The sequence below is a fragment of the Sphingomonas sp. SORGH_AS_0789 genome (genome assembly GCF_031453055.1).
Taxonomy (GTDB): domain Bacteria; phylum Pseudomonadota; class Alphaproteobacteria; order Sphingomonadales; family Sphingomonadaceae; genus Sphingomonas.
Map to the genome: position 1 here is coordinate 433,694 of NZ_JAVIYV010000001.1, position 26,328 is coordinate 460,021.

Below are 26,328 nucleotides of genomic sequence, written 5' to 3' on the forward strand. Positions count from 1 at the left end.
CCGTCCACGCTTTGCACCAAGGTTGCCCATGAACTCCCTGACTGCCGCGCTTCTCGCCTCCGCCGCGTTGTTCGCCACCCCGGCGCTCGCCCAGACCGCCAGCCCCGTGCCGGGCACCGCGCCCGCCCCCGTCGCCACCCTGCCGGGCACGCCGCAGCCCCCCTTTCCCACCACGCCGCCCAAGCTGATCGTGGCGATCTCGGTCGACCAGTTCTCCGCCGACCTGTTCCAGCAATATCGCAACCATTTCACCGGCGGCATGGCGCGCCTGCTGACCGGCGCGGTCTTCCCCTCGGGCTATCAGAGCCATGCCGCGACCGAGACCTGCCCCGGCCACTCGACTATCCTGACCGGCTATCGCCCCGCGCATACCGGGATCATCGCCAACAACTGGATCGACCAGTCGGTCGGGCGCGTGGACAAGATCGTCTATTGCTCGGAGGACGAGCGCGTCGCGGGCAACGACCATAACAACTACACCGTGTCGGACATGCACCTGAAGGTGCCGACGCTGGGCGAGCGGATGAAGACCGCCGACCCGCGTGTCCGCACCGTCTCGGTCGCGGGGAAAGACCGCGCCGCCGTGATGATGGGCGGGCACAAGATGGACGAGATCTGGTGGTGGGACGGCAAGACCTATGTCTCCTATGCCGGACGCGCCGTGCCGCCGGTCGTGGAGCGCACGCGCAAGGCGGTCGCCGATCTGGTCGCCCGGCCGCAGGCGCCGCTGCCGCTACCCGGCTTCTGCAAGTCGCTCGACCGGCCGATCACGGTCGGCAGCCAGACCCTGGGTACCGGACGGTTCCAGCGCGCGGCGGGCGACCTGAAGGCGTTCCGCGTCTCGCCCGCCGCCGATGCGGCGGTGCTGGCGATGGCGGCGGGCTTCGTCCAGGACATGAAGCTGGGCCAGGGTCCGCAGACCGACATGCTGTCGGTCGGCCTGTCGGCGACCGACTATATCGGCCATGCGCTGGGCACCCAGGGGGCCGAGATGTGCATCCAGATGGAGGAGCTCGACCGCTCGCTGGCGGGGTTCTTCGACGTGCTCGATGCGACCGGCGTCGACTATGAGGTGATGCTGACCGCCGACCACGGCGCGCATGACATGACCGAGCGGCAGCAGATCCGCGCCATGCCGATGGAAAGCCATATCGCGCCCGAGGCCAAGACCAAGGCGATGTCGGCCGCGATCGCGCGCGATATGGGCCTGTCCAACACCCCGCCGATCATGATGAGCGCGGAGGGCGACATCTATATCAACCGCGATCTGCCACCCGCCACGCGCGCGAAGGTGCTGGCCGAGGCGAAGCGCCGTTACGAGGCACTGCCGCAGGTCGCCGCCGCGCTGACCCGCGACGAGATCGCCGCGACGCCCTGGCCCACCACCCCGCCCGAGACCTGGACGCTGAAGGAGAAGGCGCGGTCCTCCTACGACCCGACGCGGTCGGGCGACCTGCTGATCCTGCTCAAGCCGCGCGTGACGACGATCGAGGAAGCCGCACCGGGCTATGTCGAGACGCATGGCTCGCCCTGGGACTATGACCGCCGCGTGCCGATCCTGTTCTGGCGCAAGGGCATGGCCGGGTTCGAGCAGCCGCTGTCGGTCGAGACAGTCGACATCGCGCCGACGCTGGCGGCGACGATCGGCCTGCCGATACCGGGCGTGGACGGACGCTGCCTGGACCTCGATCCCGGTGTCGCGGATACGTGTAAGAAGTAAAGCTTGTTCCTCCCCTGCAAGGGGAGGGGGACCGCCGCGAAGCGGTGGTGGAGGGGTGTCCCCGCTGGCCGCGACACCCCTCCGTCAGCCCTCCGGGCTGCCACCTCCCCTTACAGGGGAGGAATTTCAGGCTCGCTCCACCCTGTATTCGATCGGCTTGAAGCTCCCCCCGTTCGACGCGGGTGCGGAACAGGCGGTCAGGCCGATCACCAGATCCATATGCGCCACGAAGCGGATATGGTCGCCCGGCCCGCTGAGCGGCGGCAGCACCTCCAGCTTGCCGGTCGTCCCGTCGACCGGCACGTTCATGAAACAGTTGAACGCCACCGGAATCCGGTCGGGCACCACGCCGAAAGGCGCCAGCGCCGCCGCCAGATTGCCGAAACATCCGCGATGGCGCGGCAGGTCGGGATAGAAATGGTCGAACGTGTCGACCGAGCAGGGCGTTAGCAGGAAGTCGTGCATCCCCACCGTATCCGCGACGATCTCCAGCATCACCCGCGAACGGTTGGAATAGAGCTTGTGCCCGGTGGTCAGCCGAATCGTCTCGGCATAATCGAGCGTCCGGCCCGACGAGATCACCTCGTCCAGATCCTCGGCATTAAAAGCGAGCAGATCGGCGACCTGTCGCCCACGCGGGTCGATGACGGTCAGGCTGTCGCCCCTGGCCATGCGAAAGGCGTCGCCGCTGCGGGGCGGAATCTCGACCGTCGTCGCGCTCATCGCCCAGCCCCGGCATCGGTGCCCGCATAGTGGAAGGGGCAACGCCAGCCCTCCTCCACCGCGCGACCACTATATTGCCGGGCCTCGCTCATCTCGCCATGGCGCGCCAGCATCGGATTGCGCGATCCCGCCAGCGCCTCGTCGCGGACCATGATCTTCTCGCGCATCCCCTCATATTTGCCCTGGGCGCGCAATATCTCGAACTGGTCGTGCAGGTTGAAGATCATCGCGGGGCGCGGAAAGCGTCGCGCCGGACGGCTGGCGTTGGGATGCAGCCCGACGACGAAGAACGCCTCGCCGCCGAAGGACAGCGAGAAATGCGGGTCTTCCGGGTCGGCGCTGACCCGTTCGTCCCAGTCCTGCCCCAGCCAGACATCCTTGTCCGACAGCGACTGGATCCGCGCCCAGATCGCGCGCTCGAACGCGGCTTCGTCGAGCTGCTCGGGTCCGGCGAAGACCACCGCCAGGCTGCGGAACAGCTGCGGCTCGGCGCGATAGCGTTCGGCGAAACGCCGCAGCCGGTCATGGATGCGCAGATCGTCCCAGGCGCTGGCGATGTCGCGCGCGCCCAGGATATCCAGCGTCCCCCGCGCCATCGCCGCCTTGGCGCCGACGCAAGGGAAATCCGCTGCTGCGATATGCGCACGCAGCAGCTCGGCCGATTGCGGCTCGCTGGGATCGTGTGCGGGGAAAAGGCTGCTTCCGGTTTTCGACATGGGATGCCCCAACGCGACGCGATGGGCAGCGTTCCCAAAAAGCCTTTATATCCTATACTATTAGCATAGATTGATCGCTAGCCTTGATAATAATCAAGATCAAGCCGTCAGGAATCGTGGAACGCCCCGATCAATCGAGATTGGGGCGCAACCACCGGGTCGCCTGCGCGACATCGACCCCGCGCCGGGTGGCATAGTCCGCCACCTGGTCCTCGCCGATCCGCGCGACGCCGAAATATTCGGCCTGGGCGTGCCCGAAGTAGAAGCCGCTGACCGCCGCCGTCGGCAGCATCGCGAAGCTGTCGGTCAACTCCAGCCCGACCGCGCTCTCCGCCCCCAGCAGGTCGAACAGCGTCCGCTTGATGCTGTGTTCGGGGCAGGCGGGATAGCCCGGCGCGGGGCGGATGCCGCGATATTGCTCGCGGATCAGTGCCTCGTTGGTCAGCTGCTCGCCCGCCGCATAGCCCCACAGGTCGGTGCGGACATGCGCATGGAGCCGCTCGGCGAACGCCTCGGCCAGACGGTCCGCCAGCGCCTTGAGCAGGATGTCGTTATAATCGTCATGCCCCGCCCGGAAGCGTTCGATATGCGCGTCGATGCCGTGGATGCCGACCGCGAAGCCGCCCATCCAGTCGCCCGCCGGGTCGATGAAGTCGGCCAGGCACATATTGGCGCGGCCTTCGCGCTTGGCGATCTGCTGGCGCAGGAAGGGGATGCGGACTTCGCCTGCTTCAAGCCCTCTCCCCTCCGGGGAGAGGGTTGGGTGAGGGGCGGTGGCGAGGGTATCGCCCAGCCCCTGCCCCTCACCCCGGCCCTCTCCCCGGAGGGGAGAGGGAGTCAGGATCACGTCATCGCCGTCGCGGCGGCACGGCCAGAGCGCGGCGACACCGCGCGCGGTCAGCCACTTCTCGGCGATGATCGTGTCGAGCATGGCCTGCGCATCGGCGTAGAGCCCGCTGGCGCTCTCGCCGACCACTTCGTCGGTCAGGATGGCGGGGAAATTGCCCGCCAGTTCCCAGGCGCGGAAGAAGGGCGTCCAGTCGATATAGTCGCGCAGGTCGGACAGGTCCCAGTCCTGATAGACATGCACGCCCGGCTGCTTCGGATCGCCCGCCTTCAGCGCCATATCCGCGACGAAGCCGCGTGCGCGGGCTTCCTCCAGCGGCAACAGGGCATTGGCCCCCTTCCCCTCGCGCGCCTTGCGGACGGCTTCGTAATCGGCGGCGACCTGCGCGACATAGGGATCGCGCTGGGTATCGGACACGAGCGTCGTCGCCACGCCAACCGCGCGGCTGGCGTCGAGGACGTGGACCACCGGGCCCTCATAGGCGGGCGCGATACGCAGCGCGGTGTGGACCTTGGAGGTGGTCGCGCCACCGATCAGCAGCGGCATGGTCATCCCCGCGCGCTGCATCTCCTCGCCCACCGTCACCATCTCGTCGAGGCTGGGGGTGATGAGGCCCGACAGGCCGATCATGTCGGCGTCATTCTCGTTCGCCGCCGCGATGATCTTCGACCAGGGGACCATGACGCCCAGATCGACCACCTCGAAGCCGTTGCACTGAAGCACGACGCCGACGATGTTCTTGCCGATATCGTGCACGTCGCCCTTCACGGTCGCGAGAACGATCTTGCCCTTGCCCTTGGCGCCGGGTTCCTTCGCCGCCTCGATAAAGGGTAGCAGGTGCGCGACCGCCTTCTTCATGACGCGGGCGGACTTCACCACCTGGGGCAGGAACATCTTGCCCGATCCGAACAGGTCGCCGACGACGTTCATGCCGTCCATCAGCGGGCCTTCGATCACCTCGATGGGCCGCGCAAAAGCCTGGCGGCATTCCTCGGTATCGTCGACGACATGCGCGTCGATGCCCTTGACCAGCGCATATTCCAGCCGCTTGGTCACGGGCAGGCTGCGCCACTCGGCCGCCTGCTTCTCGGCCACCGCATCGGTGCCGCGATAGCGCTCGGCCAACGCCACCAGCCGCTCGCCGGCCTCCGGGTCACGGTTGAGGACGACATCCTCGCACGCCTGGCGCAGCTCGGGGTCGATCGTGTCGTACACGTCGAGCTGGCCCGCATTGACGATCGCCATGTCCATGCCCGCCGGGATGGCGTGGTAGAGGAACACCGAGTGCATCGCGCGGCGCACCGGCTCGTTGCCGCGAAAGCTGAACGACAGGTTGGACAGGCCGCCGGAGATATGGACGTGCGGGCAGCGCGCCTTGATCTCGCGACACGCCTCGATGAAGTCGACGCCGTAATTGTTATGCTCTTCGATGCCGGTCGCGACCGCGAAGACATTGGGGTCGAAGATGATGTCCTCGGGCGGAAAGCCGATGCCCATCAACAGCTCATAGGCGCGGGCGCAAATCTCGACCTTGCGCGCCTGGGTGTCGGCCTGCCCCACCTCGTCGAACGCCATGACGACCACCGCCGCGCCGTAAGCCATGCAGCGGCGGGCATAGTGGAGGAACGCCTCCTCGCCTTCCTTCATGCTGATCGAATTGACGATCGGCTTGCCCGACACGCATTTCAGCCCCGCCTCGATCACGCTCCATTTCGAGCTGTCGATCATGATCGGCACGCGCGCGATGTCGGGCTCGGCGGCGATCAGCTTGAGGAAGGTCGTCATGGCGTATTCGGCGTCGAGCAGCCCTTCGTCCATGTTGACGTCGACCACCTGCGCGCCATTCTCGACCTGGCTGCGCGCAACCTCCACCGCGCGGGTGTAATCGCCCGCCAGGATCATCTTCTTGAACGCGGCCGAACCGGTGACGTTGGTCCGCTCGCCGACATTGACGAAATTGGTGGAGGTGTTGGTGGTCATTGGTTCTTCTTCTTAGCCCTCTCCCCTCTGGGGAGAGGGTTGGGAGAGGGGCTGTGTCTCACTGAGAGGCCGGTCTCTACGAGACCCCTACCCCTCACCCAACCCTCTCCCCAGAGGGGAGAGGGCTAGAAGGTCAAGCCGCCATGGTGAACGGCTCCAACCCGGCGAGGCGGGTGACGACCGGCGGGGTCGGGATGGTGCGGGGGGTCATGCCCTTCACCTTGTCGGCGATCGCCTTGATATGCGCAGGGGTCGAGCCGCAGCAGCCGCCCAGCACATTGACCTGCCCCTCGACCGCCCATTCGCCGACCAGACCGGCGGTGGTGACGGGCGCTTCGTCATAGGCGCCCAGTTCGTTGGGCAGCCCGGCATTGGGATAGATCATGATCAGCGTGTCGCAGATTTCCGACAGCGTCTTCACATGCGGGCGCAGCTGCTCGGCGCCGAACGAGCAGTTCAGCCCGATGGTCAGCGGCCGGGCATGGCGCACCGCATGCCAGAAGGCCTCGACCGTATGGCCCGACAGGTTGCGGCCCGACAGGTCGGTCAGCGTCATCGACAACATGATCGGAATCTCGCGGCCCAGCGCCTCGCCCGCCTCGATCGTCGCCATGATCCCGGCCTTGGCGTTCAGCGTATCGAACACCGTCTCGATCAGGATGAAGTCCGCGCCGCCCTCGACCAATGCGTCGATCTGTTCGCGGTACACGTCCTTGAGGTAATCGAAGTCGATCTCGCGGTAACCCGGATCGTTGACGTCCGGCGACAGCGACAGCGTCTTGTTGGTCGGCCCGATCGCGCCCGCGACGAAGCGGGGGCGGCCGTCCTTCGCGGCGAATTCGTCGGCCAGACGGCGCGCGAGCTTGGCGCTCTCGACATTGATCTCGCGCACCAGATGTTCCGCGCCGTAATCGGCCTGGCTGATCCGGTTGGCGGAGAAGGTGTTGGTCTCGGCAATGTCCGCTCCCGCCTCGAAATAGGCGCGGTGGATGGCCTCGGGCACCTCGGGCTTGGTCAGCGCCAGTATGTCGTTATTGCCCTTCTGGTCGTGCGACAGGCCCAGCGTCCCCGCATAGGCCGCCTCGTCCAGCTTCCAGTTCTGGATCTCGGTGCCGAACGCGCCGTCGGTGATCAGGATGCGCTTGGCCGCTTCGGCGAGGAATGTGTCGCGGGTCGTCATCGTCTTGCTCCTGCTCTGGCGAGCGGTTGTTCGTCTGGTTCGGGTGCGCCGCAAGCGTCACCGCCTGTGGCCCTGCCCTCCCCCATCCCCTCCCGCCTGCGGGAGGGGCGTGCCTGGGTCGTGGGTTATGCGCCGTCGCCGACCCCGACCCTCGAATTCATCACTCCCCTCCCGCAAGCGGGAGGGGCCGGGGGAGGGAAAGCCCCAGGCGACACGGCCTGCCATATCGCCCCCGCCCTACCCCCGAAGGGTTAAGATCACGCCGCCGCGACCGCCTCGGCCTTCTTTCCCCGCACGCCCAGCAAATGGCTGATCGCATAGGCCAGCTCGGCGCGGTTGAGCGTGTAGAAGTGGAACCCCTTCACCCCGCCCGCATAGAGACGGCGGCACATTTCGGCGGCGATGGTGGCGGCGACCAGCTGGCGCGCGCCGGGATGATCGTCCAGCCCCTCGAACAGACGGTCCATCCATTCGGGGATCGCCGCGCCACACATCGCGGCGAACTTGCGGGTCTGCGCGACGTTGGACACCGGCAGGATGCCCGGCACGATCTCGGCGGTGATACCCGCCGCGGCGGCGGCATCGCGGAAGCGGAAATAGGCCTCGGGCGAGAAGAAGAACTGCGTGATCGCGCGGTTGGCGCCCGCATCGATCTTGCGCTTCAGATTGTCGATATCCGCCTTCTGATCCGCCGAGTCCGGGTGACATTCGGGATAGGCCGCGACCGAAATCTCGAACGGATGCAGCTTTTTCAGGCCCGCGACCAGATCGGCGGCATTCTCATAGCCGCCGGGATGGCTGACGAAGCGCGCGCCCTCGGCGGGGGGATCGCCGCGAAGCGCGACGATATGGCGCACGCCCGCCGACCAATATTCCTGCGCCACCTGGTCGATCTCTTCGCGGGTCGCCTCGACACAGGTCAGATGCGCGGCGGCGTCCATCGTCGTCTCCCGCTGGATGCGCGCGACGGTCGCATGGGTCCGCTCGCGGGTCGAGCCGCCCGCGCCGTACGTCACCGACACGAAGCGCGGGTCCAGCGGCTCCAGCGTTCGGATCGCGTCCCACAACTGCGCGTCCATCTTCTCCGTCTTGGGCGGGAAGAATTCGAAGCTGACCGCGATATCGCCGCCGACATCGGCGAACAGCGGTTCCTCATGCGCCAGCGCGGCCTCGGCCCGCGTCAGGATCGTGTTCGTCATGCCGCCTTCACCCTATTCGTCTCGACGGGCCGAAGCCCCTTCTTCACACCCAGCCAGAGCTTGACGGTCAGCTCGCCGCCCTCCAGCGTCTCGGTCCGCGCCAGCGTCAGCCCGGCGGGGGCGAACCAGCCCGCCATCTGTTCGTCGGCGAAACCCAGGCGGCTATGCGCCGCCTTCTGCCGCAATTCCTCGCGATCATGCGGCGCGAAGTCGGCGATCAGCAGCCGCCCGCCTGGCCCCAGCACCCGCGCCGCCTCGGCGATCGCCGCGCCCGGCTGCTGCGCGAAGTGCAGGACATGGTGCAGGATCGCGATATCCGCCGCGCCGTCGCCCATGGGTAGCGCATAGAGGTCCGCCTGCCGCAACTCGGTATTGGCGCGGCCGTGCAGCTTGGCGCGGGCCAGCCGCAGCATCTCCGACGAGCGGTCGATCCCCAGCGCGCTATCCGCGCGGTCACCGAACAGCTCCAGCATCCGCCCGGTGCCGGTGCCGATATCGATCAGCGCGCCCAGATCGCCCTCGCCGATCAGGCCCGCCATCGCCTCCTCGATCTCGCTGTCCGCGACATGGAGCGATCGGATCGCATCCCACTCGCCCGCATGATCCTCGAACCAGGCCGCCGCGCTTGCCGCCCGGTCGGCCCGCACCGCCGCCAGCCGCGCGACATCGGCGACCATCCAGGGATCGGGCGCCCCCGCCGTCCAGCGATCGAGCGCCGCCATCATCGGCTCCACCGCCTCGCGGTCGCCCAGCGCGACGAAGACCCAGCTGCCCTCCTTGCGGCGCTCGGCCAGTTCGGCATCGACCAGGATCTTCACATGGCGGCTGACCCGCGGCTGGCTCTGGCCCAGCACCTGCGCCAGTTCGCCGACCGACAGCTCCATCGACCGCAGCAGCGCCAGGATGCGCAGCCGCGTCGGATCGCTGAGGGCGCGAAAGATTTCGAGCGCATTGGCCATGGATCACGATATAAAGATATCTTTATATGCGGTCAACGGAGCGAACAGATTTCGGCCGACACGGACCCGAAACGGATAATCTGCGTTGGCACGCCGATCATATGTTTGAAACGGGAGTGTTTGCCATGAAGAAGGCCCTGATCCTCGCCCTGACCGGTGCCGCCGCCTTGTCGCTGGCCGCGTGCAGCGAGAATGCCCAGCAGCAGACCGAGCAGGCCGCCGACGCCATCGGCTCGGACGTGAAGGCGACGACGCAGAACGCCTCGGACGATGTCGAGGCAGCGACCGCACGCGCGCTGAACTCGGCCGAGAATGCCATGGACAAGGCGGGCGACAAGCTGGACCGCGCCGGTGACCGGGCCGCGGCCCATGCCGACCGCGCAGGCGACAATATCGACCGTGGCCTGGACCGGGCGGGCGACAAGATCGAGCAGGGCGCAGACAATGCCCGCCAGGCGACCGGCAACGCGCTGGTCCGCGCGGGCGAGGATGTCCGCCGCTAAAGGGTTCGCCCTTCGGCAATGGGAAGCGGGTCGGCGATCAGTTCGCCGGCCCGTTTTTCTTTGGGCAATTCGCATGGCCTTCGACTTCGCTCAGGCTGAACGGACGTTGGAATATGGGGCCACAAACCCCTCACGCCGTTCAGCCTGAGCGAAGTCGAAGGCCACGCCCCAACGCTTTCAATCGAACCGGACCTTCCCCCGCCCCGCCTTCACCTGCGCCCGCCCCTTCTTGGCATCGACCCGCCGGGTCTGGGACGCCCGAGTCGGCTTGGTCGGACGGCGCTTCTTGGGCACGATCGTCGCCTCGCGGATCAGGTCGATCAGCCGCTCGCGCACCTCGCGTCGGTTCATCTCCTGCGACCGGCTGGCATCGGCGCGCAGGGTCAGCACGCCGTCCTTGCTCAGCCGCTGCCCCGCCAGCACGGCCAGCCGCATCTTTACCGCCTCCGGCAAGCTCGGCGACCCGCCCACATCGAAGCGAAGCAGCACCGCGCTGTCGGTCGTGTTGACATGCTGGCCGCCCGGCCCGGAGGCGCGGGTGAAGCTCTCGGCAATCTCGCGCTCGTCGATCGCGATGGCGCGGGTGACGGGGATCAGCGCCATCGCCGGTCCGCCCTAGTCGCGAAACGCGCCGAAGCGTTCGGGCAACGGGGCCTCCGCCGTGATCGGGTCCTTGGCCTCGCCGCGCGGCAGCGTCAGGCTGGCGGCGTGGAGCAGCATCCCCCCCGCCTCGCCCGCGCCGTACACGGGATCGCCCACCACCGGCGCGCCGAGGCCCGTCGCGGCATGGACGCGAATCTGATGCGTGCGGCCGGTTTCGGGACGGAACTCGACCAGCGTCCGCCCAGCCTCATGGCGCAGCGCGCGCCAGCCGGTGCGGGCCGCCTTGCCCGCCGGATCGGCGACGATCCGCCAGCCCTCTTCGCGCGTCGAGACCTTGGCGAGCGCCAGGTCGATCATCCCTTCGCCCTCAACCACGCCGTTCAGCACCGCCAGATAGCGCTTCTCGACCAGCCCGGCCTCGAACGCCTGCTGGAAGCGGGCATGCGCCTTGGGATTGCGCGACAGCAACAGGCAGCCGCTGGTGTCGCGGTCCAGCCGGTGGACCGCGGTCGGCCAGCGCTTGAACCCGAATTTGAGCGATTCCAGATGGTTTTCGAGGCTGATCGACCCGTTACGGGGCCGATCGACAGGCAAGCCCGCCGGTTTGTCGATCACCAGCGCTTCGCCGTCGATGAATAGAACGCGATCTCCGTGCATGCCGCTCCCTTGCCACCGTGCGCGCCGACATGCCAGAGGCGCGCGCGTCATGCCGACCGCCCCCGCCCTTTTCCTGCGCTTCCTGGCGCTGCTGACGATCGCCACGATGCCCGTGACGGCACAGGCGCAATCCTGCGACGGCGCGCTGCCGCCGCCCGGCCCCGACGGCCGGGTCGCGGGGCATTTCGCTTATGGCGACGCGCCGCCCGAGGACATCGTGCCCGCCCCGGCAGGCTTCGGACTCAAGCCCTATTGCCGCCTGCACCGGGCGATGATCCCCGATCTTCAGCGGCTGCTCGACGCGGCCCGCCGCGATCCGTCGGTGGGGGGCACGCTGCGCGGCCTGTCCTGCCACCGCGAGGTCGCGCGCCAGCGCAACGTCTTCTGCCGCGACCGCAGCGTGTCCGCCGCCGAGCGCGCCGTCTCGGTCGCGCCTGCGGGGCATAGCGAGCATGCGACCGGCTATGCGCTGGACTTCGCGGTCCGCCCGGCCAAGGGCTGCCCCGATGCCGAGGCCTGCATGGCGGCGACCCCGGCTGCACGCTGGCTGATCGCCAACGCGCCGCGCTTCGGGTTCGAAATGAGCTTCCCGGCGGGCAACAGGCAGCGGGTGAAGTGGGAGCCGTGGCACTGGCGCTGGGTCGGCACCAGTCCGACCGAACCGGGCGCGGCACAGGCGCGGGCGGTCTTTGCCAAGGCACGCGCGCAGTTCCCCGCCGATCCGGGCGTGCGCGATCCGTTGAATGTGGTGGTCACGAGCCAGCCGCCGGTGCCGGTGACGGCTCCGCCTGCGCCGGTGAAGACGAAGGGCAAGCGGCGATAGGGTTTCCCTTGGCCTTCGACTTCGCTCAGGCTGAACGGGGTTTGGTATCCAGCCTAGTTCCCCAACCTCCGTTCAGCCTGAGCGAAGTCGAAGGCCACGCCCGGCGCCAAGAACGGGGGCACCCTTCGGCACCCCCGTCCCCAGGTCGGATCGATATCCAGAATTGCGTCTTCCCCTCTCCCCTGGACAGGGGAGAGGGTTAGCGAAGCTTGCCAGCCTGCTGGCTAGCGCAGCTTGGGTGAGGGGTTGAGCGAGCCCAAAGGCTCGCGCGCTCGCTTCGCGAGCGCCCACCCCTCACCCAGCTCCGACTAAGCCTTTGCTCTTGCAAAGACTAAGTCTGCGCAACCCTCTCCCCTCTGCGAGGGGCGAGGGAAGGAAAGGCATCGCCGAATGGCGATCGCCCCTTATATCAACCGAACAGCTTGGCCGCCGTCTCGGCGATGCGCTTGCCCTGATAGCGGGCGCCGTCCAGATCGACCTGGCTGGGCTGGCGGCTGCCGTCGCCGTCCGCCAGCGTCGACGCGCCATAGGGCGTGCCGCCATGGACTTCCTTGACGCCCATCTGCCCCTGGAACCCATAATCCAGGCCGACGATGGTCATGCCGTGGTGGATCAGGTTGGTCAGGACCGAGAACAGGGTCGTCTCCTGCCCGCCATGCTGGCTGGCGGTCGAGGTAAAGGCGCCGCCGACCTTGCCGACCAGGCCGCCGCGCATCCACACGCCGCCGGTCGTGTCCCAGAAGGCCGCCATCTGGCTGGCCATCCGGCCATAGCGGGTGGGCGTCCCGACGATGATCGCGTCATAATTGGTCAGCGCGTCGGGGCCCTCGATCTCGGGATGCGCGGTATCGGTCTTGAAGTGCGCCGCGGCGACCACTTCGGCCGGGGCGGTCTCGGCGACGCGGCGGATGTCCACCTCGGCACCGGCCGAACGTGCGCCCTCGGCGATGGCGTCGGCCATCTGCTCGATATGGCCATAGGACGAGTAATAAAGGACCAGAACCTTCGCCATGTGAAATACTCCCTTGGGTAAATGGAATTATTCGGAATCGACCAGAACGATCTCGGCATCCTCGATGGCGGTGATCGTCACCGTCCGGCCTTCCGCATCGCCCGACAGCGCCGCACCATCGCGTGCCGCGAACGGCACACCGTCGATTTCGATCCGTCCGGTGGCGGGGACGAGATAGGCATGACGCCCCGCGCCCACCCGGTGCTCGACGCTTTCCCCGGCGCGCAGCGTCGCGGCCAGCACGCGGGCATCGGCGCGGATGCGCAGCGCGTCGCCATCATCGTCGAAGCCGCTCGCCAGCGTCACGAACCGGCCCGACCGCTCGCCCTTCGGAAAGGGCTTGGCACCCCAGCTGGGCTGGCCGCCACGGCTGCGCGGCTCGACCCAGATCTGGAAGAGCGTCGTCGGCTCGTTCTCGAGATTATATTCGGCGTGGCGGACGCCCGACCCGGCGCTCATCACCTGCACGTCGCCCGCCGCGGTGCGGCCAACATTGCCCATCGAGTCCTGATGGGTGATCGCGCCGGTGCGGACATAGGTGATGATCTCCATATCGGCATGGGGATGCGGCGGGAAACCGGCATTGGGCGCGATGACGTCGTCGTTCCACACCCGGATCGCACCCCAGCCCATGCGGGCGGGATCATAATAGCTGGCGAAGGAAAAATGATGCCGCGCGTCCAGCCAGCCATGATTGGCATGGCCCAGGCTTTCGAAACTGCGACGGTCGATGCCCTTCTCGGCAGTAATGGCAGTCATGGAATTTCTCCCTTGGATGCTCACAAGATAGGGCCGAATAGGATCGCGTAAACGGAAACGCTGGAAACCGATCGTTTCCACGTTCATTGTAGCGCGGAGCCGATCGCCGATGGTCGCGCGAAGGGGCAAGGGGAAGCGATGCGTCTGCCGGATCTGGAGGCCTGGGCGATCTTCGCCGCCGTGGTCGAGCATCGTTCGTTCAGTGCCGCCGCCGATGCGATCGGGCTGTCCAAGGCGACCGTGTCCAAGGCGATCACCCGGCTGGAGGCGCAGCTCAACCAGTCGCTGTTCCACCGCACCTCGCGCCGCCTGGCGCTGACCGAGGCGGGCAAGCCGCTGGCCGAGCATGCCGCGCGCATCCTGGCCGAGGCGCGCGCCGCCGAGGAGGCCGCGCGCGACGCCGCCAGCGCGCCGGCGGGCCGCATCCGGCTGGCCGCGCCGATGTCGTTCGGCGTCACCAACATCGCGCCGGTCATCGCCGACTTCCTGGCGCGGCATCCGGGGATCGAGATCGAGCTGAGCCTGTCCGACGCCAAGGTCGATATCGTCGCGGAGGGCTATGACATCGCGCTGCGCATCGCCGACCTGCCCGACAGTTCGCTGCGCGCCCGGCGGCTGTGCGGCATCTCGACCCATGTCGTCGCCTCGCCCGGCTATCTGGCCGAACATGGCACGCCGCGCCATCCCAACGAACTGGGCGAGCATCGGCTGCTCAGCTATTCCAACGTCACCGGCCCCTGGCGTTTCCGCCATCCCGGCGGGGCCGAGGTGTCGGTGCGGCCGCAGGGTCCACTGACCGCCAATAGCGGCGACGCGCTGGTGCCCGCGGTGGTCGCCGGGCTGGGCATCGCACGGCTGCCGGGCTTCATCATCGGGCCGCACATGGTCAGCGGGCGCGTCGTGCCGATCCTGGAGGACTGGACCCCACCGCCGATCGGGCTGCATCTGCTGACCCCGCCCAGCCCCTTGCGTCCCGCCCGCGTCGAGGCGCTGATCGCCTGGCTGGCCGATACGGTGCGCGATCCCTGTACCGTGGCGCGCGAACGGGAGGCGGTGCGATGAACCGGCTGCGCCCCGACGACAGCGACGCGCGCTTCATCCGCCGCATCGTCCTGACCCTGCTGGTCCTGGGCATCGCCGCCGCCCTGTTCCGTGCGGGCGACCTGCTGATCCTAGCCTTCGGATCGGTGCTGGGGGCGATCGTCATCCATGCGATCGCCGACCTCTATGCCGACCACCTGCCGATCGGGCCGAAGCGATCGCTGACCCTGTCGGTCGCCACCGTGCTGGCGGTGCTGGGTTTCCTGGCCTGGCTGTTCGGCGTCGCCTTTCGCCAGCAGCTCAACACGCTGGTCACGCAACTGCCGATCCTGATCGACCAACTCGCCGCCTGGGCGTCGCAGTCGCCGGTCGGGGCCAAGGTCGTCGACGCGGTGCGCGCCGCCTATGCGGGCAGTCGCGTCGCGCAGGATATCGGAGGCATCGTGTCGGGCGCGGGCGAGTTCGTGCTCAACTGTTTGCTGCTGCTGGTCGGCGCGCTGTTCTTCGCCGCCGATCCCAAAATCTATGAGCGTGGCTTCCTGCTGCTCGTGCCCCGCTCGATGCGGTCGGCGATGGAGGATGCGCTGTTCGACACGGGGTCGACGCTGCGCCTGTGGCTGCGCGCGCAGCTGATCCAGATGACGACGATGGGGGTGCTGGTCGGCGTCGGGCTCGCCATTGCGGGCGTACCCTCCGCCGCCGCGCTGGGGCTGCTGACCGGCCTTAGCGAGTTCGTGCCCTATGTCGGGCCGATCGCCGCGATGCTGCCCGCGCTGGGGCTGGCCGCGCAGGGCGGCAACGGCGCGATCATCGGCACGCTCATCACCTTCGCGGTCGTCCGGCTGGTCCAGACCAATGCGATCACCCCCTTCGTCACCAGCCGCGTGGTCGCCATCCCCCCGGCGGTCACGCTGTTCGCGATCATCGGCATCGGCACGATCTTCGGCCTGTTCGGGCTGTTCTTTTCCGCCGCGCTGCTGATCGTCGCCTTCACCCTGATCCGCAGCCTGTATCTGCGCGAAGTGCTGGGGGAGGACATTCCGCGCGTCGAACACCAGACGCTGCTGGGACCCGGTGCCAGGCTGAAACCCGACGACAATGTTCCGGGTTAGGACCGAATTAACCTTTTACGTTCACTGCTGCATTGGTTAATGTTTAGAATACCAGTCGCCGGGGCACAGGGGGCGACATTTCCGCGAATGGGGACAATCGATGCGCGTATTGCTGATCGAGGACGAACCGACGACCGCCAAGGCGATCGAGCTCATGCTCGGCAGCGAAGGCTTCAACGTCTATACCACCGATCTGGGCGAAGAAGGCCTCGATCTCGGCAAGCTGTATGATTACGACATCATCCTGCTCGACCTGAACCTGCCCGACATGCACGGCTATGACGTGCTGAAGCGGCTGCGCGTCGCCCGTGTCTCGACCCCGGTCCTGATCCTTTCCGGCATCAACGAGATGGACTCGAAGGTGCGCAGCTTCGGCTTCGGCGCGGACGATTACGTCACCAAGCCGTTCCACCGCGAGGAACTGATCGCGCGCATCCACGCCGTGGTCCGCCGCTCCAAGGGCCATTCGCAGTCGATCATCCGCACCGGCAAGCTGGCGGTCAATCTCGACGCCAAGACGGTCGAGGTCGACAGCGCCCGCGTCCACCTGACCGGCAAGGAATATGCGATGCTGGAGCTGCTGTCGCTCCGCAAGGGCACGACGCTGACCAAGGAGATGTTCCTGAACCATCTCTATGGCGGCATGGACGAGCCCGAGCTGAAGATCATCGACGTCTTCATCTGCAAGCTGCGCAAGAAGCTGAGCCTGGCCTGCGAGGGCGAGAATTATATCGAGACGGTCTGGGGCCGCGGCTATGTGCTGCGCGAGCCCGACGAGGGCGAACAGGCCGCCGTCGCCTGATCGCCCCGGTTTCGGAAATGCAAAAAGGCCGGTTCGCGGGGGCGGACCGGCCTTTTTCGTTGCCTGGGTGTCGCGTGGCCTTCGACTTCGCTCAGGCTAAGCGGCGTGAGGGGATGCATCAAACCCCCGTTCGGCGTGAGCGCAGTCGAGGTCGGATCAACATTTAGGATTGCGCCTTCTCCCCTCTCCCCTGGACAGGGGAGAGGGTTAGCGAAGCTTGCCAGCCTGCTGGCTAGCGCAGCTTGGGTGAGGGGTTGAGCGAGCCCAAAGGCTCGCGCGCTGCGCGCGCCCACCCCTCACCCAGCTCCGACTAAGCCTTTGCTCTCGCAAAGGCCAAGTCTGCGCAACCCTCTCCCCTCTGCGAGGGGCGAGGGACAGAAAGGCATCGCTGAATGGCGATCGGCCCTAAGGCCACGCGATGCACCCGCCGTCAGGCCGATGCGCGCCGCCGCCGCATCACCATCGCCAACAGGCCCAGTCCCCCGGCCATCAGCAACAGGCTGGCGGGCTCCGGCACCGGCGCGGGCGATCCGCCGCTGCTGCCCGTCCCGCCGCCCGAGCTGCTCGGCGGATTGGGTGCGGGCGGCGAATAGGTACCGATATAGGTGCCCAGATGGAATTCGCCGTTCTGGATCAGGCTGCCGAACACGGCCGAGCCCTCGATATAATTGCCCGTTACCGCCGCCGCCTTGGGCGCCAGGACCGAGCCCTTCCACGCGGTCGTCAGTTCCAGGCTGGTCGCCTCGGGGAAGTTCCAGATGACATGCTCGCCCAACCCCGTCGCGCCGCCCAGGAAATTATCGTCCAGCCGGATCGACGATCCGCTGACATTGACGATCACCGTATCGGCGCCATTGGTGTTGAACGCGATCTCGCCGAAGCGCGAGAGGTCGGCGGCGGTCAGGTTGAACACGCCCACGCCATTGGCGCCCACCACCGCGTTGAAGGTCGCGCGGTTGCCGCTGATCGCCACCTGCCCGGTCGCCGCCAGCCCGGCATAGCTGTTCGACAAATCGGTCATGCTGCTCGCCAGCAGCGTCTTCTGCTGGTTCAACCCCGCGACGAAGCCGGGATCGCTGGTGCCCAGCCCCGCCTGGACGATATTCTGGTTGATGTTTGTGTTGGACAGGAGGCCGCCGACCTTCACCGTCTGGATGCCGCCGTTCAGGTTGAAGCCGCTCTGGACATTGCCGCCGACCAGCGCCCCCGACCCGTTGTTCAGATTCTTGGTGCCGCCCAGCACGTCGCCGACCACGGTCAGGCCGGGCAGCGCATAGTCGGACGCGGCCACCGTGCGGATCTGGTAGTTGGACGAATTGCCACTGAGATTGCCGCCGACAAAGGTCCGCCCCTCCACCTCCGAACTGGAGGTCAGGTCGCCCAGCACAATCAGATTCCACTGCTTGAGCGCGTCGATCCCCACGACCGGCGACGCGACCGCAAGCGATGGTAGGGCGGCCAGGACCAGACCCGCGACGAGCAGACGATGTTTCATGCGCCCAGGATACGCCCCGAAGCCCTGCCAAATCATTATCGATCCGCGTCCCGATCCGGGATGGATCAGCGCCGCTCCCACACCTTCTGGCCGCCGATCCACGTCTCCTCGACCTGGGTCGCGCGCAGTTCGCTGGGGTTGGCGTCCAGCGGGTTGCGGTCGACGATCACGAAGTCCGCCTGCTGGCCCACGCCCAGCCGCCCGAACAGATCCTCGGCAAAGCCCGCATAGGCGCCGTCCATGGTGAAGGCGCGCCATGCCGCCTCACGCCCGATGATCTCCTGCGGCTGCCACCCGCCATAGGGCTGGCCGTCCGCCCCCTGCCGGGTGATCGCCGCCGCCCAGCCCGCAAAGGGATCGGGGCTCTCGACCGGATAGTCGGACCCGAAGACCAGGGTCGCGCCGTTCTTCAGCATGGTGTTCCACGCATAGGCCCCCGACAGCCGCGATGGGCCCAGCCGCGCCTCGGCCATCTGGCGGTCGCTGGTCTCGTGCACCGGCTGCATCGAGGCGATGATGCCGTGGCGGCCGAAGCGCGGCAGGTCGGCGGGATCGACCACCTGCGCATGTTCGATCCGCCAGCGCCGGTCGCCCTTATAGGTCTCGGCCAGCTCGTCGATCGCGTCGAGCACCTGCGCATTGGCCTTGTCGCCGATCGCGTGGACCGCGACCTGATACTTGTCCATCGCCGCGCGGCTCATCAGGTTGCGGATGACGTCGTCGGTCATGAAGCCGAGCCCGGTCTGGCCCGGCGCATCGGCATAGGGCTGTTTCAGCCAGGCGCCGCGCGATCCCAGAGCGCCGTCGCCGTACAGCTTGACCCCGACCAGCCGCAGCCGGTTGTTGTACAACCACTGGGTCGGCCCGGTGCCGCCGATCCGCACCGTGTCCTCGATCCCGCCGCCATAGCTCATGATGCGGACGCGCAGATTGCCCGCATCGCCCATCCGGCGATAGGTCATCCATTCGTCCAGCGTCGTGCCCATGTCGGCTGTCGCGGTGATGCCATGCGACAGCAGGTCGTTCTGCGCCTTCAGGAAGGCGGCGTTGCGATCCTTGGCGAGCGGCTGCGGCACCACCTTCTGGATCAGCGCCATCGCCGCGTCGACGAACACGCCCGATGGCTGGCCGCCGACCTTCTCGATCCGACCGCCGGGGGGCGAGACGGTCTTGGCGGTGATCCCCGCCGCCTTCATCGCCGCGCTGTTGGCCCAGAGCGCGTGGCCGTCGGCACGCTCCATGATGACCGCGCGGTCGGGCACTACCGCGTCGAGATCGGCGGAGGTGGGGAAGCGGCCCAGCCCCCAGGCCTCCTGGTTCCAGCCGCCGCCCATCACCCATTTGCGATCGGGATTGGCCGCCGCATAGGCCGCGATCCGCGCCTTGGCCTCATCCAGCGACTTGGTAGGGGCGAGATCGAGTTCGAGCAGGCGAAAGCCCAGCCCCATCACATGGCCATGCGAATCGACGAAGCCGGGGATCAGCACCCGCCCCTTCATGTCGGCGCGCCAGTCGAGCTTTTCGGGGCGCTTATCCTTGGCCGACAACAGCTTCGTCACCTTGCCGTCCGGGCTCATCAGCAGGCCGGTGAAGCGCACCACCTTGCCGTCCTTGCCCAGCGTCAGCCCCGTGACATTGTCGACCAGCCCATCGGCAAAGGCGGCGGCGGGGGTCAGCGCGATCGCCAAGGTCGCAAGCGCGGCGCGGAGGATGGGGGACGTGAAAGCAAACTGTGCCATGGGCCGATCCCTATCGGGAGATTCGAGGGGTGGGAAGCACGGTTCGATCCTGCCCGGCACGGGGAGGATTTTTAGGGCGGGTCGCCATTCACGATTGCGTCTTCTTCCCCCTCTCCCTTGGACAGGGGAGAGGGTTAGCGAAGCTTGCCAGCCTGCTGGCTAGCGCAGCTTGGGTGAGGGGTTGAGCGAGCCCAAAGGCTCGCGCGCTCGCTTCGCGAGCGCCCACCCCTCACCCAGCTCCGACTAAGCCTTTGCTTTCGCAAAGACCAAGTCTGCGCAACCCTCTCCCCTCTACGAGGGGCGAGGGACGGAAAGGCATCGCTGAACGTCGATCAATCCTAGGATCGCCGCACCACCTCGCGGATCACGAAGTGCGAGGCCAGCCGCGTCACCCCCGGCAATCGCGCCAGCGTCTCGCGGTGGATCCGCTCATAGCTGTCGTCGCGGCGGACCTCGACCTGGATCATGTAGTCCGCCTCGCCGCTCATCAGGAAACATTCGACGATCTCGGGACAGCGCAGGATCTCGCGCTCGAACGCGGCCATGGTATCCTGGCGCTGGTCCTTGAGCGTGACATTGACCATCACCGTGGAGGGCCGCCCCCGCGCCTCATGGCTCAGGATCGCGCGATAGCCGCAGATCACCCCGCTTTCCCGCAGCTGCGCCACCCGGCGATGCGCCGCGCTGGCGGACAGCCCGACCTTCTCCCCCAGCGCGGCGCTGGTCAGGTCGGAATCGCGGGCCAGCTGGGCCAGGATGCGGCGGTCGATCGCGTCGGACATTCCATCCCGCTACACCCGCCCTGCACGCAAGGAAATCCCATTTTATACGATCCTCCGGGACGGCTTTGCACACCTCTCCCGCCTGATCGGCGCTATTATCGGGACAACGCCTTTTCAGGAGAGTTCGTCATGCGCGTCGGTGTCCCCAAGGAAATCAAGAACCACGAATATCGCGTCGGCCTGACCCCGCCCTCGGTCGCCGAGCTGGTCGCGGCCGGTCATGAGGTGATCGTCGAGACCAAGGCCGGCAGCGGCATCGACTTCGAGGACCAGGACTATGTCGACGCGGGCGCGCGCATCGTCGCCACTGCGGCCGAGGTGTTCGACCAGGCCGAGATGATCGTGAAGGTCAAGGAGCCGCAGGCGGTCGAGGTCGCGATGCTGCGCCCGCACCATGTCCTGTTCACCTATCTCCACCTCGCCGCCGACAAGCCGCAGGCCGAAGGCCTGATGAAGTCGGGCGCGACCTGCATCGCCTATGAGACCGTCACCAGCCCCCGCGGCGGCGTGCCCCTCCTGAAGCCGATGTCGGAAGTCGCGGGCCGCATGGCGGTGCAGGTCGGCGCGCATTATCTCGAAAAGCAGCAGGGCGGCCGTGGCATCCTGCTCGGCGGCGTGCCGGGCGTGGCACCGGCCAAGGTCGCGATCCTGGGCGGCGGTGTCTCGGGCGTGAACGCGGCGCAGATGGCCGTAGGTCTGCGCGCCGACGTCACCATCTATGACATCAACAACGATCGTCTGGCCGAGCTGGACATGTTCTTCTCCAGCCAGATCAAGACCGCCTATGCCTCCAAGGCGGCGATCGCGGCGGCGGTGAAGAATGCCCACCTCGTCATCGGCGCGGTGCTGGTCCCCGGTGCGGCGGCGCCCAAGCTGGTCACCCGCGACATGCTGAAGACGATGAAGCGCGGATCGGTGATGGTCGACATCGCGATCGACCAGGGCGGCTGCTTCGAGACCAGCCATGCCACCACTCATCAGGACCCGGTGTTCGAGGTCGACGGCGTGATCCATTACTGCGTCGCCAACATGCCCGGCGCGGTCGCCCGCACCTCGACCTTCGCGCTCAACAATGCCACCCTGCCCTTCGCCGTCAAGCTGGCGAACATGGGTGCCGAGGCCGCGATGAAGGCCGACGCGCATCTGGCGGCGGGCCTGAACGTCTCGGGCGGCAAGATCCGCCACGCGGCGGTCGCCGAGGCGCTCGACCTGCCGTTCGAGGCTTGGGCGGGCTAAAGCCGTTCGCGCTGAGCGAAGTCGAAGCGCACGCCACGGACCTGGCCGCAAGGTTGGTCCGTGGCCTTCGACTTCGCTCAGGCTGAACGGGCGCTTTGCAATTATCGCCTCCCCCGCTCCGTTCACGCTGAGCGAAGTCGAAGCGCACGTTCCGCCGTCGGCCACAAAGTCGACCAGTCCCTTCGCGTGAACGCAGCCAAGCGGAACGCAAACAGAACATCGCCGTTGATCCCGTCGAAAGGATCAACCCATGACCGATAATCCAAAATCCGAACCCTTCTCCAATGCCGAGAAGGACCCCGATGACTGGACCACCGGCGACGAGCCGATGACCGGCGCGCAGGCCAGCTACCTGAAGACCCTGTCCGAAGAGGCGGGCGAAGACTTTGACGACACGCTGAGCAAGGCCGACGCCTCCAAGCGGATCGACGCGCTTCAGGAAAAGACCGGCCGGGGCAAATAAGCCCCTATTGCCCCATCATCGTCATCGCCTGGTCGAGCAGCATGACCCGCTGCGCGATGGCGTCGCGATAAGGTGCATCGGCGGGGGTCAGCGCCAAGGCGCGTCGCCACCGGACACGCGCCTTGGCAAAGTCCCCCGCCCGCATCCAGGCCAGCCCCTCGAAGAAGAAGGGCGCCGGATCGCCAGGCCCCAGCGTCCGCGCGCGGCGGAAGGCGAAGCGTGCGGCAGGCGACATCTGATAGCCGTCATGCGCGAACAGGACATTGCCCAGCTCGGTCCAATAGGGGACGCTGCGCGGGTTCCCCCCCACGGCGGCGAGCATGATCCGCACCGCGGTCCGCTTGTCGCCCGAGCGCGCCAGCGCGTCGGCGGCGGTGAACATCGCCGCCTCGCCGCCATAACGCCCCATCAGCTGGCCGCGCAGCTCGACCAGCGCGTCATTGTCGAGCAACGGATCGGGCCGGGGCGCGGGCGCGCTCGCCGCCAGCATCGGCCGCCCCTGCCAGGCATAGCCCACCCCGCCCAGCGCCAGCGCCGCGCCCAGCATCGTCCACAGCGGCCGGGGCAGGCCCAACCGCCACGCCAGTGCCAGCGCGCCGCCCATCAGCACCAGAAGCGCCAGCCAGCCCATCAGCGCCGCCTCCGAAAGCTGCCGCGCGCGATCCACGCCCCGGCGACCAGCAACAGCAGGGGCGTCGCCCACAAGAGCGCGGTCGCCCCGGACAGCGGCGGGTCGTAGCTGACATAATCGCCATACCGCTCGATCAGCCACCGGCGGATCGCCGCCGGACTTTCGCCCTTCGCGATACGCTGGCGGACCAGCGCGCGCATGTCGGCAGCCATGTCGGCATCGCTGTCGGCGATCGACTGGCCCTGGCACACGACGCAGCGCAGCTCGCCCATCAGCGCGCGCGCCTGCGCCTCGGCGCGGGGATCGGCCAGCTGGGTGTTGCCGTAATCGACCACGGCCGCGCCGCTCAGCGCCAAGGCGAGGAACAGGCTCATCGCGCCGCCGCCACGTCGCGGACGATCCGGTCGACCTGATCGGCGCGGATATCCCCGATATATTGGCGCACGATCCGGCCCCGCGCGTCGATCAGGAACGTCTCCGGCACGCCCGACGAGCCGAGCGACATCTGCACCCGGCTATGCGCATCGTCGCCGATCGCGGCATAGGGATCGCCGTTGCGCCGCAGGAAATCGGCGATGGCCGGGCCCTTGTCATGGATCGCGATCGCGTCGATCGGCACGCCCTTCGCCTTCAGCGCCATCAGCTGCGGCGCCTCGGCGATGCAGGGGATGCACCAGCTGGCAAAGACATTGAGCAGGCGCGGCTGCCCCTTGCCGAAATCGGCGCTCGCCACCCCCGGCTTGCCCGGCACCATCGGGTCGAGACGAAAGTCCGGCAGCGGCTTGTCGACCAGGGTCGAACGGACGGTGGTGTCGGACGGCCGCATAAGCCCGCTCGCCACGACGACGAACAGGATCGCAAAACCCGCCAGCGGCACCCAGATCAGCCAGCGCTTCATCCCCAGAGCGCCTCGCGCCGCCGCTGCTGCCAGCCCTTGAACCAGCGCCCGCCGAGCGCCAGCGCGCCGCCCAGCGCGATCAGCACGCCGCCCAGCCAGATCAGCGTCACGAACGGCTTCCACCACAGCCGCAACTGCCAGCGGCCGGTCGCCGCATCCTGCTGCCCCAGCACGGTATAGAGCTGTCCGTCCCAGCGGGTCGCGATCGCGCTCTCGCTGGTGGTGGTCGGCGGGTCGGTGAAGAAACGCTGTTGCGGGCGCAGCGTGGCGCCGTCGCCGTCGCGCGTCGCGGTCAGCCGCGCCTCCAGCGCCGACCAGTTCGGCCCGACATTGGGATAGATGCGGTCCAGCTGTACCCGCCACGGCCCGACGATCGTCGCCTGCCCTGGATAGAGCGCGACAAGCCGCTCGGCGGTGAAGGCGCTGTCGCACGCCATGCCGACCATGCTCACCCCCATACCGACATGCGCGACGACCATGCCCCAGATCGGCAGAGGCGTGCGCCGCCAGTTGCGCCGGGTGACCGGCAGGACGCTGGCGACGATCAGCCCGATGCCGAAGGACAGGCCGAGCAGCGACAGGATGCTCATGCGCCCCGCCAGCGTCAGCAGCAGCGCAAAGGTCCCCGCCGCCGCGACCATCGGCCACAACATGCGGATCAGCACCGCCTCGGCCACGTCGCTCCGCCAGCGCAAGGCAGGCCCGACCGCCATGACGGCGACCAGCGCCAGCGCGATCGGCCCGGCGGCGGCCTGGAAGAAGGGCGGCCCGACCGACAGCCGCACCCCGAACCCGGCCGCGACCAGCGGATAGAGCGTGCCGATCAGCACGATGCCCAGGATCACCGACAGCAACAGGTTGTTGACGACCAGCCCGCCTTCGCGGCTGACAAAGGCGAAGCTGCGGCCCGCGCGCGCCTGCCCGATCCGCGCCCCGAACAGCGCCAGCGCGCCGCCGATATAAAGACCCAGCAGCCCCAGGATGAACGCCCCGCGCCGGGGATCGACGGCAAAGGCGTGGACGCTGGTCAATATGCCCGACCGGACCAGGAAGGTGCCGATCATCGACATGGAAAAGGCGACCACCGCCAGCATCACCGTCCAGGCGCGAAGCCCGTCACGTGCCGCCAGCACATTGACTGAATGAAGGAGCGCGGTCGCCGCCAGCCACGGCATCAACGAGGCATTCTCGACCGGGTCCCAGAACCACCAGCCGCCCCAACCCAGCTCGTAGTAGGCCCAGTAGGACCCCGCCGTGATCCCGATGGTCAGCAGCACCCAGGCGCCCAGCACCCAGGGCCGCATCGCGCGCGCGAAGACCGGCCCGACCTGCCCCGTCACCAGCGCGCCAACGGCAAAGGAAAAGGCGACCGACAGCCCGACATAGCCTGCATAAAGCGTCGGCGGGTGAAAGGCGAGGCCGGGGTCCTGCAACAGCGGGTTGAGCCCCTGCCCCTCGACCGCCGCCGGGTTCAGCCGCGCAAACGGGTTGGAGGCGAACAGCAGGAAGGCATAGAAGCCCAGCGCGATCACGCCCTGCGCGGCCAGCGTCGCGACATGCGTCGCCCGGTCGAGCGCGCGTTCCTTCCACGCGACCAGCGCACCGCCCGCGCCCAGGATCGTGACCCAGAGCAGCATCGAGCCTTCGTGATTGCCCCAGGCACCGGCGAATTTGTAGATCCAGGGCTTGGCCGAATGGCTGTTCTCGGCGACCAGCTTGACCGACAGGTCGGTGCCGACGAACACCGCGATCAGCGCCGCCATGGCGATCGCGACCAGCGCCCCCTGCACGATCGCGACCGGCCCGATCGCGGCCATGGCCTGCTCGCCCGCCGCATCCTTGCGTCGCAGCGCGAGGACGCCGAGCAGCAACTGCAACCCCGCCAGCATCGCGGCGAGCCAGAGCGCGGCGAGGCCGCCTTCCGCGATCACGGTTTCAGGCTCCGGCTCTCGTGCAGCTTGCCCGCCATTTCGGGGGGCATATATTTCTCGTCATGCTTGGCGAGCAAATTGGTCGCGATGAAGCGGCCATCGGGCTGGAACTGCCCCTCGGCGACCACGCCCGATTTCTCGCGGAACAGGTCGGGAGTGATCCCGGCGAAGGTCACGGGCGTCGTCGCCTTGCCGTCGGTCACGACGAAGCGGACCGTCACCCCGTCGGGCGCACGGCGGACCGAGCCCGCCTCGACCATCCCGCCCAGCCGCACCGCGCGGCCGAGCGGCAGGCCCTGCCTCTGCGCGTCGGAGGGGGTGTAGAAGAACGCGGCCTGGTCCTTCATCGCGGACATGGCGAGCAGCACCGCTGCGACGATCGCGGCCAGCGCCAGCAGCGCCAGCGTGAGACGTTGCGATTTGGGCGTCATTTCTCGGCGCGCTTCATCGCCAGATAGCTGACCAGCGTCAGTGTGGCCGCGCCCCCCAGCATGACCGCATAGGCCGCCGCGACGAA

26 protein-coding genes are annotated in these 26,328 nt (G+C 67.8%); 8 read left to right on the plus strand and 18 right to left on the minus strand.

The genetic code is table 11. The annotated features are described in order from the left end of the window. The first annotated feature begins 28 nt into the window (after window positions 1-28). Window positions 29-1,720 carry an alkaline phosphatase family protein gene (locus tag QE360_RS01925; RefSeq protein WP_309698882.1) on the plus strand — a complete coding sequence of 564 codons (1,692 nt, stop codon included), beginning with the start codon at window positions 29-31 and terminating at the stop codon, window positions 1,718-1,720. Between the two features lie 126 nt (window positions 1,721-1,846). Here QE360_RS01925 and QE360_RS01930 read toward each other — a convergent pair whose 3' ends face one another. From QE360_RS01930 to QE360_RS01955, 6 genes are all read right to left on the minus strand, one after another. Then, window positions 1,847-2,443 carry an urea carboxylase-associated family protein gene (locus tag QE360_RS01930; RefSeq protein WP_309698884.1) on the minus strand — a complete coding sequence of 199 codons (597 nt, stop codon included), beginning with the start codon at window positions 2,441-2,443 and terminating at the stop codon, window positions 1,847-1,849. Next, entirely contained in the window at window positions 2,440-3,159 is a 720-nt protein-coding gene (gntA, locus tag QE360_RS01935) for a guanitoxin biosynthesis heme-dependent pre-guanitoxin N-hydroxylase GntA (RefSeq protein ID WP_307103313.1), read from the minus strand. The genes QE360_RS01930 and gntA overlap by 4 nt, the downstream gene beginning before the upstream one ends. Before the next feature lie 130 nt (window positions 3,160-3,289). Next, a complete protein-coding gene (metH, locus tag QE360_RS01940) occupies window positions 3,290-5,986 on the minus strand; it encodes a methionine synthase (RefSeq protein ID WP_309698887.1) in 2,697 nt (898 codons plus the stop codon). Between the two features lie 133 nt (window positions 5,987-6,119). Beyond that, window positions 6,120-7,166, minus strand: a complete 1,047-nt coding sequence (locus QE360_RS01945) for a homocysteine S-methyltransferase family protein (RefSeq protein ID WP_309698889.1) — start codon at window positions 7,164-7,166, stop codon at window positions 6,120-6,122. A gap of 257 nt (window positions 7,167-7,423) precedes the next feature. Next, window positions 7,424-8,365, minus strand: coding sequence for a methylenetetrahydrofolate reductase (gene metF / locus QE360_RS01950; RefSeq protein WP_309698891.1), 942 nt, complete (start codon window positions 8,363-8,365; stop codon window positions 7,424-7,426). Next, on the minus strand, window positions 8,362-9,324 hold the full coding sequence (locus QE360_RS01955; RefSeq protein ID WP_309698893.1) for a metalloregulator ArsR/SmtB family transcription factor: 963 nt from the start codon (window positions 9,322-9,324) through the stop codon (window positions 8,362-8,364). The genes metF and QE360_RS01955 overlap by 4 nt, the downstream gene beginning before the upstream one ends. Window positions 9,325-9,449: 125 nt before the next feature. On the opposite strand from QE360_RS01955, the gene QE360_RS01960 reads away from it, so the two are divergent. Beyond that, window positions 9,450-9,827, plus strand: a complete 378-nt coding sequence (locus QE360_RS01960) for a hypothetical protein (RefSeq protein WP_309693246.1) — start codon at window positions 9,450-9,452, stop codon at window positions 9,825-9,827. A 177-nt stretch (window positions 9,828-10,004) separates the two neighbouring features. On the opposite strand, the gene arfB is transcribed toward QE360_RS01960, so the two are convergent. Together arfB and QE360_RS01970 are read right to left on the minus strand one after the other, a co-directional pair. Then, the gene (gene arfB, locus QE360_RS01965; RefSeq protein ID WP_219020560.1) at window positions 10,005-10,430 is read right to left on the minus strand and encodes an alternative ribosome rescue aminoacyl-tRNA hydrolase ArfB; all 426 of its coding nucleotides are present in this window, start codon (window positions 10,428-10,430) and stop codon (window positions 10,005-10,007) included. A gap of 12 nt (window positions 10,431-10,442) precedes the next feature. Further along, the gene (locus QE360_RS01970) at window positions 10,443-11,087 is read right to left on the minus strand and encodes an RluA family pseudouridine synthase (protein ID WP_309698896.1); all 645 of its coding nucleotides are present in this window, start codon (window positions 11,085-11,087) and stop codon (window positions 10,443-10,445) included. 49 nt (window positions 11,088-11,136) lie between these two features. On the opposite strand from QE360_RS01970, the gene QE360_RS01975 reads away from it, so the two are divergent. Further along, entirely contained in the window at window positions 11,137-11,910 is a 774-nt protein-coding gene (locus QE360_RS01975; protein ID WP_309698899.1) for a M15 family metallopeptidase, read from the plus strand. Between the two features lie 409 nt (window positions 11,911-12,319). Here the strand turns inward: QE360_RS01975 and wrbA are convergent, their stop codons facing one another. Together wrbA and QE360_RS01985 are read right to left on the minus strand one after the other, a co-directional pair. Continuing rightward, window positions 12,320-12,922 (minus strand): NAD(P)H:quinone oxidoreductase, encoded by a 603-nt coding sequence (gene wrbA, locus QE360_RS01980; protein WP_309693240.1) that lies wholly within the window; start codon window positions 12,920-12,922, stop codon window positions 12,320-12,322. A 27-nt stretch (window positions 12,923-12,949) separates the two neighbouring features. Beyond that, on the minus strand, window positions 12,950-13,681 hold the full coding sequence (locus tag QE360_RS01985) for a pirin family protein (protein WP_307103297.1): 732 nt from the start codon (window positions 13,679-13,681) through the stop codon (window positions 12,950-12,952). Window positions 13,682-13,819: 138 nt separating this feature from the next. Here QE360_RS01985 and QE360_RS01990 point away from each other — a divergent pair, with 138 nt between their 5' ends. The 3 genes from QE360_RS01990 to ctrA all read left to right on the plus strand — a co-directional run bounded on the left by QE360_RS01990 (window position 13,820) and on the right by ctrA (window position 16,636). Next, window positions 13,820-14,743, plus strand: a complete 924-nt coding sequence (locus QE360_RS01990) for a LysR family transcriptional regulator (protein WP_309698901.1) — start codon at window positions 13,820-13,822, stop codon at window positions 14,741-14,743. Continuing rightward, window positions 14,740-15,834, plus strand: coding sequence for an AI-2E family transporter (locus QE360_RS01995; RefSeq protein WP_309698902.1), 1,095 nt, complete (start codon window positions 14,740-14,742; stop codon window positions 15,832-15,834). The genes QE360_RS01990 and QE360_RS01995 overlap by 4 nt, the downstream gene beginning before the upstream one ends. Window positions 15,835-15,934: 100 nt before the next feature. Further along, window positions 15,935-16,636, plus strand: coding sequence for a response regulator transcription factor CtrA (ctrA, locus tag QE360_RS02000; protein ID WP_307103291.1), 702 nt, complete (start codon window positions 15,935-15,937; stop codon window positions 16,634-16,636). 430 nt (window positions 16,637-17,066) lie between these two features. On the opposite strand, the gene QE360_RS02005 is transcribed toward ctrA, so the two are convergent. From QE360_RS02005 to QE360_RS02015, 3 genes are all read right to left on the minus strand, one after another. Then, on the minus strand, window positions 17,067-18,131 hold the full coding sequence (locus QE360_RS02005; RefSeq protein WP_309698904.1) for a choice-of-anchor A family protein: 1,065 nt from the start codon (window positions 18,129-18,131) through the stop codon (window positions 17,067-17,069). A 65-nt stretch (window positions 18,132-18,196) separates the two neighbouring features. Beyond that, window positions 18,197-19,870, minus strand: coding sequence for an amidohydrolase family protein (locus QE360_RS02010; RefSeq protein WP_309698906.1), 1,674 nt, complete (start codon window positions 19,868-19,870; stop codon window positions 18,197-18,199). Window positions 19,871-20,208: 338 nt separating this feature from the next. Beyond that, window positions 20,209-20,652, minus strand: coding sequence for an Lrp/AsnC family transcriptional regulator (locus tag QE360_RS02015; protein WP_307103285.1), 444 nt, complete (start codon window positions 20,650-20,652; stop codon window positions 20,209-20,211). A gap of 129 nt (window positions 20,653-20,781) precedes the next feature. On the opposite strand from QE360_RS02015, the gene ald reads away from it, so the two are divergent. Both ald and QE360_RS02025 read left to right on the plus strand, forming a co-directional pair. Next, on the plus strand, window positions 20,782-21,888 hold the full coding sequence (ald, locus tag QE360_RS02020) for an alanine dehydrogenase (RefSeq protein WP_309698908.1): 1,107 nt from the start codon (window positions 20,782-20,784) through the stop codon (window positions 21,886-21,888). A 250-nt stretch (window positions 21,889-22,138) separates the two neighbouring features. After that, the gene (locus QE360_RS02025; protein ID WP_309698910.1) at window positions 22,139-22,351 is read left to right on the plus strand and encodes a DUF3072 domain-containing protein; all 213 of its coding nucleotides are present in this window, start codon (window positions 22,139-22,141) and stop codon (window positions 22,349-22,351) included. A gap of 4 nt (window positions 22,352-22,355) precedes the next feature. On the opposite strand, the gene QE360_RS02030 is transcribed toward QE360_RS02025, so the two are convergent. From QE360_RS02030 to ccmE, 5 genes are read right to left on the minus strand one after another with little or no spacing between them, the layout of a single operon-like run. After that, entirely contained in the window at window positions 22,356-23,018 is a 663-nt protein-coding gene (locus QE360_RS02030) for a hypothetical protein (protein ID WP_309698912.1), read from the minus strand. Continuing rightward, on the minus strand, window positions 22,982-23,356 hold the full coding sequence (locus QE360_RS02035) for a cytochrome c-type biogenesis protein (RefSeq protein ID WP_309693221.1): 375 nt from the start codon (window positions 23,354-23,356) through the stop codon (window positions 22,982-22,984). Before QE360_RS02035 ends, QE360_RS02030 begins: the two co-directional genes overlap by 37 nt. Continuing rightward, window positions 23,353-23,880 (minus strand): redoxin family protein, encoded by a 528-nt coding sequence (locus QE360_RS02040; RefSeq protein WP_307103276.1) that lies wholly within the window; start codon window positions 23,878-23,880, stop codon window positions 23,353-23,355. The genes QE360_RS02035 and QE360_RS02040 overlap by 4 nt, the downstream gene beginning before the upstream one ends. Beyond that, a complete protein-coding gene (locus QE360_RS02045) occupies window positions 23,877-25,811 on the minus strand; it encodes a heme lyase CcmF/NrfE family subunit (RefSeq protein ID WP_309698915.1) in 1,935 nt (644 codons plus the stop codon). The genes QE360_RS02040 and QE360_RS02045 overlap by 4 nt, the downstream gene beginning before the upstream one ends. Next, on the minus strand, window positions 25,808-26,242 hold the full coding sequence (gene ccmE / locus QE360_RS02050) for a cytochrome c maturation protein CcmE (RefSeq protein WP_309698917.1): 435 nt from the start codon (window positions 26,240-26,242) through the stop codon (window positions 25,808-25,810). Before ccmE ends, QE360_RS02045 begins: the two co-directional genes overlap by 4 nt. Window positions 26,243-26,328 lie beyond the last annotated feature (86 nt).

What these genes read in the sequence shown, in the direction of transcription:
- metH (WP_309698887.1), bottom strand. Translation starts at nt 5,986, where the DNA reads ATGACCACCAACACCTCCACCAATTTCGTCAATGTCGGCGAGCGGACC.
- QE360_RS01955 (WP_309698893.1), bottom strand. Translation starts at nt 9,324, where the DNA reads ATGGCCAATGCGCTCGAAATCTTTCGCGCCCTCAGCGATCCGACGCGG.
- QE360_RS01960 (WP_309693246.1), top strand. Translation starts at nt 9,450, where the DNA reads ATGAAGAAGGCCCTGATCCTCGCCCTGACCGGTGCCGCCGCCTTGTCG.
- wrbA (WP_309693240.1), bottom strand. Translation starts at nt 12,922, where the DNA reads ATGGCGAAGGTTCTGGTCCTTTATTACTCGTCCTATGGCCATATCGAG.
- QE360_RS02015 (WP_307103285.1), bottom strand. Translation starts at nt 20,652, where the DNA reads ATGTCCGACGCGATCGACCGCCGCATCCTGGCCCAGCTGGCCCGCGAT.
- QE360_RS02010 (WP_309698906.1), bottom strand. Translation starts at nt 19,870, where the DNA reads ATGGCACAGTTTGCTTTCACGTCCCCCATCCTCCGCGCCGCGCTTGCG.
- QE360_RS01995 (WP_309698902.1), top strand. Translation starts at nt 14,740, where the DNA reads ATGAACCGGCTGCGCCCCGACGACAGCGACGCGCGCTTCATCCGCCGC.
- QE360_RS01925 (WP_309698882.1), top strand. Translation starts at nt 29, where the DNA reads ATGAACTCCCTGACTGCCGCGCTTCTCGCCTCCGCCGCGTTGTTCGCC.
- QE360_RS01990 (WP_309698901.1), top strand. Translation starts at nt 13,820, where the DNA reads ATGCGTCTGCCGGATCTGGAGGCCTGGGCGATCTTCGCCGCCGTGGTC.
- ald (WP_309698908.1), top strand. Translation starts at nt 20,782, where the DNA reads ATGCGCGTCGGTGTCCCCAAGGAAATCAAGAACCACGAATATCGCGTC.
- QE360_RS02040 (WP_307103276.1), bottom strand. Translation starts at nt 23,880, where the DNA reads ATGAAGCGCTGGCTGATCTGGGTGCCGCTGGCGGGTTTTGCGATCCTG.
- QE360_RS02005 (WP_309698904.1), bottom strand. Translation starts at nt 18,131, where the DNA reads ATGAAACATCGTCTGCTCGTCGCGGGTCTGGTCCTGGCCGCCCTACCA.
- QE360_RS01930 (WP_309698884.1), bottom strand. Translation starts at nt 2,443, where the DNA reads ATGAGCGCGACGACGGTCGAGATTCCGCCCCGCAGCGGCGACGCCTTT.
- metF (WP_309698891.1), bottom strand. Translation starts at nt 8,365, where the DNA reads ATGACGAACACGATCCTGACGCGGGCCGAGGCCGCGCTGGCGCATGAG.
- gntA (WP_307103313.1), bottom strand. Translation starts at nt 3,159, where the DNA reads ATGTCGAAAACCGGAAGCAGCCTTTTCCCCGCACACGATCCCAGCGAG.
- ctrA (WP_307103291.1), top strand. Translation starts at nt 15,935, where the DNA reads ATGCGCGTATTGCTGATCGAGGACGAACCGACGACCGCCAAGGCGATC.
- QE360_RS01985 (WP_307103297.1), bottom strand. Translation starts at nt 13,681, where the DNA reads ATGACTGCCATTACTGCCGAGAAGGGCATCGACCGTCGCAGTTTCGAA.
- QE360_RS01970 (WP_309698896.1), bottom strand. Translation starts at nt 11,087, where the DNA reads ATGCACGGAGATCGCGTTCTATTCATCGACGGCGAAGCGCTGGTGATC.
- QE360_RS01975 (WP_309698899.1), top strand. Translation starts at nt 11,137, where the DNA reads ATGCCGACCGCCCCCGCCCTTTTCCTGCGCTTCCTGGCGCTGCTGACG.
- ccmE (WP_309698917.1), bottom strand. Translation starts at nt 26,242, where the DNA reads ATGACGCCCAAATCGCAACGTCTCACGCTGGCGCTGCTGGCGCTGGCC.
- QE360_RS02025 (WP_309698910.1), top strand. Translation starts at nt 22,139, where the DNA reads ATGACCGATAATCCAAAATCCGAACCCTTCTCCAATGCCGAGAAGGAC.
- QE360_RS01945 (WP_309698889.1), bottom strand. Translation starts at nt 7,166, where the DNA reads ATGACGACCCGCGACACATTCCTCGCCGAAGCGGCCAAGCGCATCCTG.
- QE360_RS02035 (WP_309693221.1), bottom strand. Translation starts at nt 23,356, where the DNA reads ATGAGCCTGTTCCTCGCCTTGGCGCTGAGCGGCGCGGCCGTGGTCGAT.
- arfB (WP_219020560.1), bottom strand. Translation starts at nt 10,430, where the DNA reads ATGGCGCTGATCCCCGTCACCCGCGCCATCGCGATCGACGAGCGCGAG.